This window comes from Streptomyces sp. NPDC059010 (genome assembly GCF_042740355.1).
Lineage (GTDB): Bacteria > Actinomycetota > Actinomycetes > Streptomycetales > Streptomycetaceae > Streptomyces.
In genome coordinates this window covers 25,375-39,865 of the sequence record NZ_JBHYJA010000041.1, presented here as the reverse complement: position 1 = coordinate 39,865, position 14,491 = coordinate 25,375, and the positions used below count along the sequence as shown (strand labels likewise).

The following is a 14,491-nucleotide window of genomic DNA, read 5'->3' as shown; positions in this document are numbered from 1 at the left end:
CGCGGCCGGGGCTTATAAAACCACCGCCCCCGCCCCTCTGTGCGCCCCCTTAACCAGCGTACCACCCGCGACACTGGGGCCCCGCCCCCCGCGCGGCCCCACCGTGACATCCCTACACGCGGAAGCGCGGGAGATCGTGTTCGATTTTCTTGAAGGTTACGACGTACTGGGGGCCTTCTGGACGACGGTGCAGCTGACTCTGCTCTCCGCCGTCGGTTCCCTGGTCTGGGGCACTCTGCTGGCCGCCATGCGGGTCGGCCCCGTACCGCTGATGCGCGGTTTCGGCACCGTCTACGTGAATATCGTGCGGAACATTCCACTGACCGTGATCATCCTGTTCACGTCGCTGGGCCTGCACGACACCCTGGGAATCAGCCTCGGCTCGGAGATCGTCACTACGTACAGCTTCCGACTCGCGGTTCTCGGCCTGGTGGCCTACACGTCGGCGTTCGTGTGCGAGGCACTGCGATCCGGCATCAACACGGTGCCGGTCGGACAGGCGGAGGCGGCCCGGGCGATCGGGCTCAGCTTTTCTCAGGTACTCCGGTTGGTCGTACTGCCACAAGCGTTCCGTTCGACCGTCGGCCCGCTGACGAACGTCCTGATCGCCCTCACCAAGAACACCACAGTGGCGGCCGCGATCGGCGTCGCCGAGGCGGCGACCCTGATGAAGACGATGGTCGAGAAGGAGGCTCAGCTCATCCCGATCGCAGCGATCTTCGCCCTGGGCTTCGTGATCTTGACGCTGCCGACCGGTCTGATCCTCGGCTGGGTGGGCAAGAAGGTGGCGGTGAAGCGATGAGTTCCGTTCTCTACGACGCTCAGGGACCACGCGCCAAGCGGCGCAACGTGCTCTTCACCGGCGTCTTCATGGTCGCCCTCGCGGCGCTGGTGTGGTGGGTGTACACCAGCCTCGATGACAAGAATCAGCTTGAGTGGGCGCTGTGGAAGCCCTTCTTCTCAGGCACCGAAGCCTGGTCCACGTACATCTGGCCGGGCCTGCAGAACACACTCAAGGCCGCCGCACTGGCTATGGTCATCGCCTTGCCACTCGGTGCTTTCCTGGGCATCGCCCGGCTCTCCGACCATGCCTGGGTCCGTGTCCCGGCCGGGGTTGTGGTGGAGTTCTTCCGGGCAATCCCCGTGCTGGTCCTGATGATCTTCGGGCAAGCCTTGTACGCCAACTACACCAACGTCAGCTCGGACGATCGCCCGCTGTACGCAGTCGTCACCGGCCTGGTTCTGTACAACGCGGCGGTCCTCGCGGAGATCGTCCGGGCCGGCATCCTGGCCCTGCCCAAGGGCCAGTCCGAGGCGGCCGTGGCGATCGGTATGCGCAAGGGCCAGGTGATGCGGATCATCCTGCTGCCGCAGTCGGTCACCGCGATGCTGCCGGCCCTCGTCAGCCAGCTCGTCGTGATCGTGAAGGACACCGCCCTGGGTGGCGCGGTCCTCACCTTCCCGGAGCTGCTCGCGTCGGCCAACACGATGATCGGCTACTACGGCAACACCATTGCCAGCTTCACGGTCGTCGCCGTGATTTTCATCGTGCTCAACTTCGCGCTCACGACCTTCGCGGGGTGGCTTGAAGCCAGGCTCAGGCGCAGCAAGAAGGGCACGGGCGCAGTTCTCAGCGCAGAGGACACTGAGGAGCTCAACCCTGCTGCGGTGGGCGGCTCCTTCGGGACCGGGGGCGAAGGCGGAGGCCTCCCGGGTAGCAAGACCCACCTCTGACAGACATGAGCAACACGGAGGGCAGTGGCGTGAGCGCCACGGCCCTCCGAAGTTCCGCGTCAGTCGGTCAATTGATGGGCTTGACCGAGACACTTTGAGTGTCTCCACTCACCAAAAGAGTGATGCCGAGGGTGACGTTGGCATTCAGCTTGCCGATATTGGTCACCACAGCAGTCTTGTTGCACCCCTCCACAGTGTCCTCAGCCTCGCTGTATCCACCCTGGGGATGGGCCACGGCAATGCGCACCCGCCAACTCTGGCAACCCTTGTAAGTTACACGGAAGTAGTGGTTCCGCGTATTTCTCATCATCAGGCTGCGGTACTGCTTGTCCGAGTACTCCCACTTCAGATGACCGCCCATACTGACGGTGCCCTTGCGCGTACCAAGGTAAATGGCATCCGCATCGTCGGCCGCAGCGGGCGCCACAGCGAAGGCGCCTGTCATGACCACCAGGGAAGTACCAATGACAGCCAGCCTTGTACGCAGCTGACTCTGCACTCGGGGCATCTGAAGCTCCTTCGTCATGGTTGGGGCTGCATCACACGAAGCAGCAACCGCACGTCGTCTGGTCATGCCGGGTAATCGCCCCACTTCCATGTCCACATGTCGCTGAAGTCTTCACCGACGTAATAATCGATCTGCCCCTTGGCAACAAGCTTCTTGCACTTATTCTTGGGTGGCAGAGTATGCATTTCCGTTTCGAGGGGCGCCCTCCCAGGGCCGACGTACTCGTTGTAGACCTTCTTGACGGGATCCCCGCACCAGATCTGCCCCTTCAAGAATTTCACTCTGGCCGTGCAGCCGGGGTTGCTCTCAAACCACACCTTCAAGTACGTCCCAAACTGATCTGAGTCGTACCAAACCTTCAGCTTCGGCGAGGTGCAGCCGGCAGCAGCCGCAGGGGGTGCGGCAGTCAGCAAAGCCGACGAAGCAAGCACGGCGCCGGCCATTACGATTGAAGTGCGCCGCCCCAAGGAGCGCAGCGATCGACTTTCTGAGACTGGCAAATTCATCCCCGTTCACGATCCCTGGTCTCTTTTCCGCGTTCGAACACATGCGGATCATCTCCGATGTCGAACCGGGCAGTCATTACAGCAGAGCAGCCCCCTGCCCCATATCCCCCCTAGGGGGGTGTGCACCGCCCTGCCCCCTCAGGCGAATCGCGCAACTACGCAGGCCAGATGTAGGGAATCCCCAACCATCACCCAAAAATGATCACACCTGCCATTCGTGACATATGGGACTCTGTACCGGTCGGGCATCGCCGACGCACCTCAAGAAGCCCTCAAATGCCCCAAATTCGAGAGCCGAAATCTTGACACCACGCCCCCCTGAAAGGGAGAATGGAGAATTGACTGCCTGACCAGCAGTCACCCAGCAATTCTCGCAAATTGCAAGATTTAACGGGGTGCGATGTGCGAATCGAAGTTAGATGCGACGATCCTTCACTCCTGAAGGATCTCAATACAATTCTCGAATCCCAGCCATTTCCAGCCATCGTCACAAAAACTAGACCTCAGATCGTCATCATCAGCCACGCTCGCCTGTTCGACTCCGTCAACAGCTTGCGTCGCGCAAGAAAGTCAGCTCCGACAATCCCAACGCTGGTCATCGCCGGAGAAATACAGGACTACGAAATCCGGCAAATGCTCGCGATGGGCGCCGCCGGAATTCTACTGAGAGAAACATTTGCCCAACATATTTCATGGGCAATTCCGGCGATCTCGAACGGCTGCCACGCTTTGTCGCCCGACATCTCCGAATCAATGATCGGAGAATACTTGGCAGCCGCACCGTCACCATCGCAACAGGCCGCCAAAGAAAGAGTTCAGAATTTGAGCAGCAGAGAACACGAGGTTCTACAGCTCCTCAGCCGCGGCATGTCCAACCGTGAAATCGCATCGCTTCTCTTCATCAGTCCCGAGACGGTCAAGGATCACATAAGGGCAATACGATCCAAGCTGGGCGTCGCCAACCGAGTTCGCGCCGCTCAGGTTGCGTGGCTGGCGCGAGGCTCGACAGCCCGGAACGCCGTCCAGGAACAGGACTTCACTCTGCAGCCGCGGTAGCGCCCACGCGGCGGTCTCGTCCACAGCACCGGATATCCCGTCACAGGCCCGAGTCATCCTCACCACCTGCAGCTACGACGATGCAAGGGCAGGGTGCTCAATCACGCAAGATTGAGCACTCCAAACAGTCAGCGGCTCCAACTAGGGCTGTACGGCCTCCTCAGGAGCATTGGATCAACAGCCTGGTTGTCGCCGACGCCGTCACTTGACGCAAGCACCGGCAATAGGTTGCATACGTTCTGTGATCGTGCACCCTGCTCCAACTTTCTGTTCACTTGCGTCTTTCGGGACACCGCTGCGGGCAGGGGGCGCCGCGCCGTGGACCCGGTGATCATCGTCGGAGCGGGGCCCGTCGGGCTTACGCTCGCCCTGGCTCTGGCCCGCCAGGAGGTGCCGTCCGTCGTCCTCGACGAGGGGACCGGCAAGGACGAACCCCGCCTCGCGCGCACCGTCGTCCTGCGCGAGGACACCGCCGCCCTGATGGAACGTCTGACGGGCGTGCCGCTCGCCGGGGCCGGAGCCCGTTGGGCCGGATGGCGGGCAATGCGGCGCAGGCAGGTGATGCGCGAGGTCAAGTTCGACGACACCGCGGCAGGGGGCGAGGGCAGCGGCACGAGCCCCGCCCCCCTGCACATCGCCCAGCACGTCCTGACCAACGCCCTGCGCGCGGCCCTCGCGGACGAACCGCTGGTCAAGGTCGCCGTGGACAGCCGTCTGGACGCCGTCGAGCAGGAGCGCTCGGGCGTCACCGCCCACACCCGCGGCCCCACGGGCACCTGGTGGCGTGGCAGTTACCTGGTCGGCTGCGACGGCCCGCGCTCGACGGTCCGCAAGCTCCAGGACATCCGTTTCCCCGGCCGTACGGCGGTGGAGCGACACGCCGTGGCCGCGCTGCGGACGGAACTTCCGTGGGACGGTCAGGCGTTGCTCCATCGGATGCCGCCCTGGCGGACGGCCGGACCTTCGGGCGGGGAGGTCACCGGACGGCCTCTTCCGGACGGGGTGTGGCGTCTGGACTGGCTGCTGCCGCCGAGCAAGGACCTTGTCACGCCCGAGATGCTGGTGGCCCACGTCCGGGAGACGCTCGCCGGGTGGACCGACGGGCCGACACCGTCGTACGAACTCCTCGACACCGGAGTCCACACGGTCCACCACCGTCTGGCCCGTCGCTGGCGGGTGGGCCGCGTCTTTCTCGCCGGGGACGCGGCGCACTGTCTCGGCACGCTCGGCACACACGGCCTCGACGAGGGGCTGCGGGACGCCGACAATCTCGCCTGGAAGCTGGCGCCGGCCTGGCACCACGGGCCGCACGAGGCGCTGCTCGACAGCTACCAGGCGGAGCGGCGCGCCGTCGTCGCCGCCCGGCTGCGCGCCGCCGACCAGGCGCTGCCGCTGCTGCGCGGCGGCGGAGGGCTGCGCGCGGTCGTCCCCGGCTCCGGTCGGGGCCATGACGCGCTGCTGATGGACGGCCACCTGGGGCACGGCGCGATCGGTGCGCCGGGCACGTACGCCGACTCGCCCCTCTCACCCCAGCGCCTGGAGGGCGAGGTCCCCGTGGACACGCCGCGCGGTGCGCAGGTCGTGGACGTGCGGGTCACGGCGGAGGACGGCTCCTTCGTACGGCTGCGGGACCGCCTCGGACGCGGCGCGCTGCTGGTCCTGCTGATTGCGCCGGGCACGGGCGTGTGGGATCGCAAGCACTGGGCGACCGCCGGGATCATGCCCCGGCTGGCGGCGGCGGTGACGGCGTTGCCGTATCCCGCCGAGTTGCTGGTCGCGGAGAGTTACCCGGGGGCGGCCGCACACACGGTTCTGCTGGTGCGGCCCGACGGGCACCTGGTGACGGCGTTGAGCGGCGTCCGACCGGCTGATCTGTACACGGCGGCCGAGGCGGTGCTGGGGGGACCGGTCAAGGCACAGGCCGGAGCCACGGCCGGGGCGGCGGAGGCCGGCGCGGCGGCCGGGTCGCGCTGACGCCGACTTACCGAAGCCGTACTCATCTGGAAACGGAAGGCGCCCCCCGAAGTAGCACTCGCCATGGCACTCACCGTCACTGTGCGGTCCGCATAGTGACGGTGAGTTGACCGGTTCGCACCGTCATGGTGTACTCCCGACCATGACCGACACCTGTGTGCGCCTGTGGCGGAGGGTCCATATGGACCTTGTCCGCTATGCGGGCTGCGTGTGTCGCCCGTCCTGCTGAATTCGCATCCCCATTTCTTTCCGCGTTCTTCCCGCGCGTGCCACTCCTGTCCCTTGTTGCATGTGGCCTTGCGGGCTCTGTGCGAACTCTCCTCAGGACGGTGCCCGTGTCTGTACCTTCTGCCGCCGTTGACGCCTCTCAGCCGGTCTCCGAGCTGGCCCCGACGGCGGTTTCCACACCTACACAGGCGGACCTTCTCGACTTCGTACGGCGTACTGCCGCCGACGCCGACTTGATCGCCTCGCTTCCGCTCGACCCCGAGGGCCGTACCTGGGTACGTCTCGAAGGCCCCGGCGGCAGCGAGGCCTGGCTGATCGGGTGGCCGCCCGGAACCGGCACCGGCTGGCACGACCACGCCGAATCGGTCGGGGCCTTCGTCACGGCGGACGGTGAGCTCAGGGAGCATTCCCTCGCCGTCCGACTGCCCGCCGACGGCTGGAAGACGCTAGAGCTGGCGGACGACGTGGACCGGTCCCGCCGACTGCCCGCCGGCAAGGGCCGCTCCTTCGGCCACCACCACGTCCACGAGGTCCTCAACGAATCCACCGACCGGCACGCGATCTCCGTCCACGCCTACTACCCGCCCCTCCCACAGATTCGCCGCTTCAGCCGCAGCGGGCCGATCCTGCGACTGGAACAGGTGGAGCAGCCGGAGGACTGGCAGTGAGCGGGGGTGAATCGGTGGTGAGCGGTGTGAGCGAGCAGCGGGCCGCCGGCGGTGAGTCGCAGGTGAGCGGGAGCGACACGGGTGAACAGCCGGTCGGCATCGACGAGTTGCTGGAGCGCGTGCGTGCCGGCTACGAGCGGATCGAGCCTCGGGAGGCTTACGAGGCCGCTCAGCACGGCGAGGCTCTGCTGGTCGACATCCGGTACGCGGCCCTGCGCGAGCGGGACGGCCTGATCCCCGGCGCTCTCGTCATCGAGCGCAACGAACTGGAGTGGCGGCTCGATCCACAGGGCAGCCATCGCACCCCCGAGGCCACGAGCCACGACCTGCCAGTCGTGGTGATCTGCAACGAGGGCTACGCGTCCAGCCTGGCCGTCGAGTCGCTACGACGACTGGGGCTGCACCGGGCCACCGATCTCGTCGGAGGGTTCCAGGGGTGGCGCGCGGAAGGGTTTCCGGTGACTTCGGGGGCGGGGTCGGTCGCGGGGGCGGAGTCCTAGCAGCTGCTCCGCGTGCTCTCACCGTGAACCCAACCCGGCCCCGAACGCGATGAGCGCCCCCGCGCGTCCACCGTGTCCGGGGCCGAATCCTGCGTTCGCGAACCCTCGCCCGGTGCCCGGCGCTCAGCTACCAGCCCCGCTGCTGCCGAACCCGGCCCGCTGCAGCGGTCAGAACCCCTCGTCCCCGAGGAACTCCGTGTCCTCGCCCTCTTCCTCCAGTGCCTGTCGGACCACCCGCAGTGCCATCCCCTCGGGGTAGCCCTTGCGGGCGAGCATGCCTGCGAGGCGGCGCAGGCGTTTGTCGCGGTCGAGGCCGCGCGTGGAGCGGAGCTTGCGGGCGACGAGTTCGCGTGCGGTCGTCTCTTCCTGCTCGGAGTCGAGCTGTGCGACGGCCGCGTCGATCAGTGTGGAGTCGACGCCCTTGGTCCGCAGTTCCCGGGCGAGCGCACGTCGGGCCAGCCCTCGGCCGTGGTGCCGGGACTCCACCCAGGCGTCCGCGAACGCACTGTCGTTGATGAGGCCGACCTCCTCGAACCGCGACAGCACCTCCTCGGCGGCGTCGTCCGGGATCTCCCGCTTGCGCAGGGCGTCCGCGAGTTGCTTCCGCGTGCGCGGGGTCCCGGTGAGCAGACGCAGACAGATCGCCCGCGCCTGCTCCACCGGGTCCCCTGGGGGCGCCCCCGTCCCGGCCCTCGACGAGGCAGGGACGCCTCCGTCCTCACCGGACGGCTCCGTGCGTCCGCGCCGACGACGCCCGCGTGAGCCGCCCGAGCCATCCGATCCCCGAGCTCCACCACGGCCACGACCGCGACGCGAGCCACCGCCGGGCGCACCGGCACCGAGCACCGAGCCGCCTTCCGACCCCGCCTCGCCGTCCACCGCGCCATGGCGCTGCTCGTCGCCGTACGCCAAGCCCGCACCGTCGCCGTATGTCAGGCCTGACCCGTCGCCGTACACCAGGCCCGCCCCGTCGTCATACGCCGGACCCGGCCCGTCGCCGTACCCGTCGTACGCCCCGCTCGTGCCGTACGGCGCCGTGCCGTCGTTCCCCCCGTCCATGCCGTGGGCCGCGTCGGTCGCGTCCCCTCCGTGGGCGTAGCCGCCCAGTCCGGAGGAGCCCGTGTCGCCGCCTCTCCCCCGCTTGCGCGGAGGGTCCGGGTAGGCGGCGTACTCGGCCCAGTCCGTTCGCCGTGTCACCGATCAGCTCTTGGCTGCAGCGGCCTTGGTCTTGGCGGTCTTGGCCGCTGCCGGAGCGGGCACCGCCTTCGCGGCATCGTCCGGGGTGGCGGAGACCGCGGCGTCCGCGCCCGGCTCGGCGGCGGGCTCCTCCGGACGCACTCCGACGCCCAGCTTCTCCTTGATCTTCTTCTCGATCTCGTTGGCCAGGTCGGGGTTGTCCTTCAGGAAGTTGCGTGCGTTCTCCTTGCCCTGGCCGAGCTGGTCGCCCTCGTACGTGTACCAGGCGCCGGCCTTGCGGACGAAGCCGTGCTCCACGCCCATGTCGATCAGGCCGCCTTCGCGGCTGATGCCATGGCCGTAGAGGATGTCGAACTCGGCCTGCTTGAAGGGCGGCGCGACCTTGTTCTTGACGACCTTGCAGCGGGTGCGGTTACCGACCGCGTCGGTGCCGTCCTTCAGGGTCTCGATGCGACGGATGTCGATGCGCACCGAGGCGTAGAACTTCAGCGCCCGGCCACCGGTCGTGGTCTCCGGGGAGCCGAACATCACGCCGATCTTCTCGCGGAGCTGGTTGATGAAGATCGCGGTGGTCTTGGACTGGTTGAGCGCGCTGGTGATCTTCCGCAGGGCCTGGCTCATCAGACGGGCCTGCAGACCGACGTGGCTGTCGCCCATCTCGCCCTCGATCTCCGCGCGCGGGACGAGCGCGGCGACGGAGTCGATGACGATGAGGTCGAGGGCGCCGGAGCGGACCAGCATGTCCACGATCTCCAGGGCCTGCTCGCCGTTGTCCGGCTGGGAGAGGATCAGGTTGTCGATGTCGACGCCGAGCTTCTTCGCGTACTCGGGGTCGAGGGCGTGCTCGGCGTCCACGAAGGCGACCTGGCCGCCGGCCTTCTGCGCGTTCGCCACCGCGTGCAGGGTCAGGGTCGTCTTACCGGAGGACTCCGGGCCGTAGACCTCCACCACACGGCCGCGCGGCAGACCGCCGACGCCGAGGGCTACGTCGAGTGCGGTCGACCCGGTGGGGATGACCTCGATGGGCTCATTCGGCCGCTCGCCCATGCGCATGACCGCGCCCTTGCCGAATTGCCGTTCAATCTGTGCGAGCGCGGCGTCGAGCGCCTTCTCGCGGTCGGTTCCTGCCATGGGTTCCACCCGGTTTGCTTGAGTCGATCGCTTCACGTCAAAGACGCTAACGCCTGCCACTGACAATGCGCCCCGACGCCCGTCCGGCCTGTGGATAACTCGGGCATTTCTCGGTCGAAACCGTGGCGAAGTGCCCGTCGAGCGTCTCGCCGGAGCCTCCATGAGAATGGATGTTCGATTTTTGTGTCAAGCGCACCACCCGGCACTTCCGAGACTACGTTCGCGGTCCGACAACGCCTCGGATTCCCGCCCGGCGCCCACACCCGCCGCCGTCAACCGTCAACGCGGCGCATCCCGCACAGCCGACCCCAGAGGGCGGCCTCAGGTGGAGGAGCTATCCCCGGAACTCCCCGTGTCCGTCGAGCCCCGCTCCCCCGGCCGTCGCCCCCACAGCGCACGCGCGCGTGCGAGCAGGCTGCGTCCCGCTCCCCGTCCCCGGTGCCCATGGACACGGGGATCGTCCGTGACGTCGTACCGCTTCACATACGCCCCCAGGAACGCCTGCAGCGTGGCGACCGCCGGGATGGCGATCAGCGCGCCCACCGCGCCGAGCAGGGCGGTGCCCGCGATGACCGAACCGAAGGCGACCGCGGGGTGGATGTCGACGGTCTTCGAGGTCAGCTTGGGCTGGAGGACATAGTTCTCGAACTGCTGGTAGACCACGACGAAGATCAGCACCCACAGCGCGTACCAGGGATCGACCGTGAACGCGATCAGCATGGGCAGGGCGCCCGCGAGATAGGTGCCGATGGTGGGGATGAACTGCGAGACCAGACCGACCCAGACGGCCAGCACGGGCGCGTACGGCACATCCAGGCTTTCCAGCAGGATGTAGTGGGCTATGCCCGAGATCAGCGCCATCAGGCCGCGTGAGTACAGATAGCCACCGGTCTTGTTGACGGCGATCTCCCACGCGCGCAGCACCTCGGCCTGCCTGGCGGGCGGCAGTACGGAGCACAGGGCGCGGCGCAGCCGGGGGCCGTCCGCGGCGAAGTAGAACGAGAACAGCGTGATCGTCAGCAGCTGGAAGAGACCGCCGAGGACCTGGGCGGACACGTCCAGCACACCGGTGGCGCTGTTCTGCACGTAGTTGCGCAGCCAGTCGGAACGGAGCAGGCCCTCCTGGACGTCCACGCGGCGTAGCTCGGTGTGGAAGTGCGCGTTGATCCAGTTGATGACGGAGTCGAGGTAGTTCGGGAAGTCCTCGACGATCTTGATGATCTGGCCCGCGAGCATGGAGCCCAGCAGCGTCACGAACCCGGCGGACACGATGATCACGGCGAGGAAGACAACGGCCGTGGCCAGCCCCCGGCGCATGCCGCGCGAGGCCATCCAGCTCACCGCGGGCTCGATGGCCAGGGCCAGGAAGAACGCGATGAGGATGTTGATCAGCAGCCCGGTGAGCTGGTGAAAGGCCCAGCTGCCCAGCTGGAACGCGCCGAAGAGCGCCAGCGCGAGCACCATGGCGCGCGGAAGCCAGCGCGGCATGCGGGCGCTCGGCCCGGCGGCGCCCTCGCCCGGCGGCGGGTTGGGCGGCGTCGTGCCGAACGGGGATCCGTGCCGGGCGGGCTGCCCGGTCTCGTCAGTGCTTGCCACGGAGCAAGTCTCGCCCACGCCACCGACAACCGGCTGCCGTCCTGCGATCTTCGTGACCGGTCAGCGCTTCTCTCCCGGAATGTTCATGACGGCACACACCACACGCCACACGTCCTTCGCCTCCCAGCCGGCGTCCAGCGCCTCGTGCACCGTGCGCCCGTCCAGCTCCGCCATCACATGGTCGCGCGCGAAGGTGTCGGCGTACCCGGAACCGAAGTGGTCCGCCATCCGCTGCCAGAAGACCGTCAACCGCATGCGTCCAGTATCCCGCCCCTGAGAGTGGGCCTGCGCCGGGTCCGCTTGTCGAGACCGCTTTCCGCCCTACGGTCTGACGCATGCCCGAAACAGGAGCTTCTGCACTGCGTCCGACGCCCTCGGCGCACCCCCCGCTGTTCCGCGCCGAGCAGTTCGTCTGGCTCACCGCGCGCGTGCTCGAACAGCGCCTCTTCGCGTACCACTTCCTGAACGGCGCAGCCGACCCGGTGGAGACCGCGCTGGACGCCTACCGCAACGAGGACGGCGGCTACGGCCACGCCCTGGAACCCGATCTGCGCGGCCCGGTCAGCCAGCCGCTGCACACCGGTCACGCCCTGCACATCCTGGACGCCGTCGAGCGCTGCGGCGGACAGCGCGTGGACCGTGTGTGCCGCTACCTGACCTCGGTCTCCACCCCGGAGGGCGCCCTCCCGACGATCCACCCCAGCCAGCGCGGCTACCCCGTGGCCCCGTTCATCCCGGTCGTGGACGACCCGCCCAGCGCGCTCCTGGCCACCGGACCGGTGGTCGGCCTGCTGCACCGCAACGACGTGTGGCACGCCTGGCTGTTCCGGGCCACGGACTTCTGCTGGCAGGCGGTCGAGTCCCTGGAGAAGTCCCATCCGTACGAGATCGAGGCCGCCGTGGCCTTCCTGGACTCCGCTCCCGACCGCACGCGCGCGGAGGCGGCCGCCGACCGCCTGGGCCGCCTGGTGCGCGCACAGCGCCTGGCGGTACTGGAGCCGGAAAGCCTCACCGAGTACCCGGTCTCCCCCGGCTACGCGCCCGCCGAGCACCACTTCCCGCACGACTACGCGAGGACACCGCGCTCCCTCGCGCGCGCGTGGTTCACGGACGACGAGATGAGCCGCTCCCTGGACCACCTGGCCGACGCGCAGCAGGAGGACGGCGGCTGGCCGGTCCGCTGGCGCCAGTGGGCGCCGGGCACCGCCCTGGAGGCACGCCCCATGGTGACGATCGAGGCGCTGCGCACGCTCAGGGCCTACGGCCGCCACATCGGCTGACGAGCCTCACCCGCCCATGGCCCGCACTCCCGCCGTCACCACCACGGCCGCCGTGACGACGAGCAGGAACGGGGCCCGCAGGACGAGCGCCACAGCCGCCGCGGCGACCCCGGCCACCCTCGCGTCCAGCACCAGCGCCTGCCCGTCACCGAACGTCTGCTGAGCCGTGAGCGCGGCAAGGAGCGCGACGGGCAGCAGCGCGGCAAGCCGCCGCACGACGGGCCTCTCAAGAGCACCGGCGGGCACGAGCAGCCCGACCAGCTTGACGGCGTAGCAGCCGAGAGCGGTGGCGCCGATCGCGATCCAGGTGCTCACCGTTCTTCCTTCCCTCTGTCTCCCCTGCGACGCCCGTCGGCCCACAGCACGGCCGGCGCCGCGAGGGCGGCCACCAGTACAGGCACCCCGGCAGGCAGTACAGGCAACAACCCGAGCCCCAGAACCACGGCGAGGCCGGCGACGGCACGCTCGGTCGCGGACGTCAGCATCGGAGCCAGCAACGCCAGGAACACGGCGGGCCCGGCCGCATCGAGCCCCCAGGCATCGGTGTCGCCGATGGCCTCGGCCCCCATCCCTCCGAGCAATGTCGTGAGGTTCCACAGCACATACAGACTGAGCCCGGTCACCAGGAACCCGAGCCGCGCACTGCGCCGCGTCGGCTGCGCCAGCGCGACAGCCGCCGTCTCGTCGATCACCCACTGCGCGGCGAACGGCCGCACCGCGCGCGTGAGGCGCAGCAACTGCGACAACCGCAGCCCGTAGAACGCGTTGCGCACTCCCAGAAAGAAGGCCCCGGCGGCCGCGGTCAACGGGCTGCCACCGGCCGCGAGCGCCCCGACCAGCGCGAACTGCGACGCCCCGGTGAACACCAGCAGGCTGAGGGCACAGGTCTGCGCGAGCGTGAGCCCACTGCCCGCCGACGTCACCCCGAAGGCGAACCCGGACAGCCCGACGGCGACTCCTACGCCCAGGCCGTCCCGTACGACAGCCGCGTCGGGCTTGCCTCCTCCGTCGCTCCGGAGATCTGTGAGAGTTCTCTGTTCTGCCACGCCTGCGACGCTAGGACAGCCCCTGCCACGCGTCTTGTACGTTCTTGCGCTCGCGCCGATAAGCCCCCGGCGGCACACCGACGATCCGTGTGAAGTGCCGGTTCAGATGCGGCTGATCAGTGAATCCCACGGCAACGGCCGCCTCCGCGGGCGTACGCCCCGCGTCCAACAGCAGCCGGGCCCGGCGTACCCGCGCATCGGTCAGCCAGGCGTGCGGCGGCATCCCGTACAGATCCCGAAACGCCCGCAGCAGAGCGAACGGCCCGGTACCGAGGTCGGAAGCCAGCTTCTCCAGACTCGGCGGCTCGGCCATCCGCCCCTCCAGCACCTCACGCGCGCGTGCCGCGATCCGCTCCCCCGCCGTCCGCACCTGCCGCTGCGGCAGAGCCCCGCCGTTCAACCGCAGCAACCGAGTCACGGCGACCCGCAGCAGTGTGTCGGCGGCCAGCGCGTTGCCTTCGTCCGCAGCCCGCAGCACCTGATGCACCAGCCCCACGGTGTACGGGTCATCCACCACCGGCCGGACGAACCCCGGCGTCCCCCGAATCGCGGTGGTCTCGGCCGCGATCCCGGCCACCACCTCCGGCGACGGATACACGGCCCCGTACCGCCAGCCCTCGGGCACCCCCGCCCGCCCGGTGTGCGCCGTATCCGGGTTGACCAGCGCCAGTGCACCGGCCCCCGCGTACTGATCGGCCCCCCGACAGTGAAAGACCTCCACCCCGTCCTGGATGGCAGCGATCACAAAGCTCTCATGGGTGTGCCGCACAAACGTCTTCCGGACGTCCCGGGCCCGCAGCAGATCCACCCCCGGCAACTCGGCATACCGCCAATGCCGCGCCCGCTCACCCGAACCTGCCATACCCCCATTCTCAGCGACGACGACAAGCAGGCACCCTGGACGCCCACGCCCCCAGCCACGTACGACGGCAGCGGACCGCCCGGGAAATGCGCGCAGCCGCGTACGGCGGGAAGGGGACGTGCCGGGGGGTGTCCGCCCGCAGCGGCGGGCGTCAACAAACAGCACTTCCTGAGGCACAGCAACCGCCCGACCGAGGACGGACACC

At 68.4% G+C, this 14,491-nt stretch carries 17 protein-coding genes; 8 read left to right on the top strand and 9 right to left on the bottom strand.

What is annotated here, in order from left to right; all coding sequences use genetic code 11:
• The first annotated feature begins 136 nt into the window (after positions 1–136).
• Positions 137–802: an amino acid ABC transporter permease gene (locus ACFWYS_RS34610; RefSeq protein ID WP_384777555.1), complete on the top strand. Its 666-nt coding sequence runs from the start codon at positions 137–139 to the stop codon at positions 800–802.
• Entirely contained in the window at positions 799–1,734 is a 936-nt protein-coding gene (locus ACFWYS_RS34605; RefSeq protein WP_384777433.1) for an amino acid ABC transporter permease, read from the top strand. Before ACFWYS_RS34610 ends, ACFWYS_RS34605 begins: the two co-directional genes overlap by 4 nt.
• A 67-nt stretch (positions 1,735–1,801) precedes the next feature.
• Here the strand turns inward: ACFWYS_RS34605 and ACFWYS_RS34600 are convergent, their stop codons facing one another.
• A complete protein-coding gene (locus ACFWYS_RS34600) occupies positions 1,802–2,260 on the bottom strand; it encodes a hypothetical protein (protein WP_384777430.1) in 459 nt (152 codons plus the stop codon).
• Between the two features lie 44 nt (positions 2,261–2,304).
• A complete protein-coding gene (locus ACFWYS_RS34595) occupies positions 2,305–2,685 on the bottom strand; it encodes a hypothetical protein (RefSeq protein WP_384777427.1) in 381 nt (126 codons plus the stop codon).
• Between the two features lie 465 nt (positions 2,686–3,150).
• Here ACFWYS_RS34595 and ACFWYS_RS34590 point away from each other — a divergent pair, with 465 nt between their 5' ends.
• The 5 genes from ACFWYS_RS34590 to ACFWYS_RS34570 all read left to right on the top strand — a co-directional run bounded on the left by ACFWYS_RS34590 (position 3,151) and on the right by ACFWYS_RS34570 (position 7,174).
• Positions 3,151–3,804, top strand: coding sequence for a response regulator transcription factor (locus ACFWYS_RS34590; RefSeq protein WP_384777424.1), 654 nt, complete (start codon positions 3,151–3,153; stop codon positions 3,802–3,804).
• Positions 3,805–4,122: 318 nt separating this feature from the next.
• A complete protein-coding gene (locus tag ACFWYS_RS34585; RefSeq protein ID WP_384777422.1) occupies positions 4,123–5,778 on the top strand; it encodes an FAD-dependent monooxygenase in 1,656 nt (551 codons plus the stop codon).
• A 142-nt stretch (positions 5,779–5,920) separates the two neighbouring features.
• A complete protein-coding gene (locus ACFWYS_RS34580; RefSeq protein ID WP_313960178.1) occupies positions 5,921–6,007 on the top strand; it encodes a putative leader peptide in 87 nt (28 codons plus the stop codon).
• 106 nt (positions 6,008–6,113) lie between these two features.
• Positions 6,114–6,674 carry a cysteine dioxygenase gene (locus ACFWYS_RS34575; protein WP_384777419.1) on the top strand — a complete coding sequence of 187 codons (561 nt, stop codon included), beginning with the start codon at positions 6,114–6,116 and terminating at the stop codon, positions 6,672–6,674.
• Between the two features lie 62 nt (positions 6,675–6,736).
• Entirely contained in the window at positions 6,737–7,174 is a 438-nt protein-coding gene (locus ACFWYS_RS34570; protein ID WP_384777551.1) for a rhodanese-like domain-containing protein, read from the top strand.
• Between the two features lie 168 nt (positions 7,175–7,342).
• Here the strand turns inward: ACFWYS_RS34570 and recX are convergent, their stop codons facing one another.
• The 4 genes from recX to ACFWYS_RS34550 all read right to left on the bottom strand — a co-directional run bounded on the left by recX (position 7,343) and on the right by ACFWYS_RS34550 (position 11,353).
• The gene (gene recX / locus ACFWYS_RS34565; protein ID WP_384777416.1) at positions 7,343–8,371 is read right to left on the bottom strand and encodes a recombination regulator RecX; all 1,029 of its coding nucleotides are present in this window, start codon (positions 8,369–8,371) and stop codon (positions 7,343–7,345) included.
• 3 nt (positions 8,372–8,374) lie between these two features.
• Positions 8,375–9,502, bottom strand: a complete 1,128-nt coding sequence (gene recA, locus ACFWYS_RS34560) for a recombinase RecA (RefSeq protein WP_384777413.1) — start codon at positions 9,500–9,502, stop codon at positions 8,375–8,377.
• 321 nt (positions 9,503–9,823) lie between these two features.
• Positions 9,824–11,098: an AI-2E family transporter gene (locus ACFWYS_RS34555; RefSeq protein ID WP_384777410.1), complete on the bottom strand. Its 1,275-nt coding sequence runs from the start codon at positions 11,096–11,098 to the stop codon at positions 9,824–9,826.
• Between the two features lie 60 nt (positions 11,099–11,158).
• On the bottom strand, positions 11,159–11,353 hold the full coding sequence (locus ACFWYS_RS34550) for a DUF3046 domain-containing protein (RefSeq protein ID WP_384777407.1): 195 nt from the start codon (positions 11,351–11,353) through the stop codon (positions 11,159–11,161).
• An 80-nt stretch (positions 11,354–11,433) separates the two neighbouring features.
• On the opposite strand from ACFWYS_RS34550, the gene ACFWYS_RS34545 reads away from it, so the two are divergent.
• Entirely contained in the window at positions 11,434–12,378 is a 945-nt protein-coding gene (locus ACFWYS_RS34545) for a hypothetical protein (RefSeq protein WP_384777404.1), read from the top strand.
• 6 nt (positions 12,379–12,384) lie between these two features.
• Here ACFWYS_RS34545 and ACFWYS_RS34540 read toward each other — a convergent pair whose 3' ends face one another.
• The 3 genes from ACFWYS_RS34540 to ACFWYS_RS34530 are packed head-to-tail and all read right to left on the bottom strand — an operon-like array spanning position 12,385 to position 14,286.
• Positions 12,385–12,693 (bottom strand): AzlD domain-containing protein, encoded by a 309-nt coding sequence (locus tag ACFWYS_RS34540; protein WP_384777401.1) that lies wholly within the window; start codon positions 12,691–12,693, stop codon positions 12,385–12,387.
• On the bottom strand, positions 12,690–13,424 hold the full coding sequence (locus tag ACFWYS_RS34535; RefSeq protein WP_384777398.1) for an AzlC family ABC transporter permease: 735 nt from the start codon (positions 13,422–13,424) through the stop codon (positions 12,690–12,692). The genes ACFWYS_RS34540 and ACFWYS_RS34535 overlap by 4 nt, the downstream gene beginning before the upstream one ends.
• 10 nt (positions 13,425–13,434) lie before the next feature.
• Positions 13,435–14,286, bottom strand: a complete 852-nt coding sequence (locus tag ACFWYS_RS34530) for an AraC family transcriptional regulator (protein ID WP_384777396.1) — start codon at positions 14,284–14,286, stop codon at positions 13,435–13,437.
• Positions 14,287–14,491 lie beyond the last annotated feature (205 nt).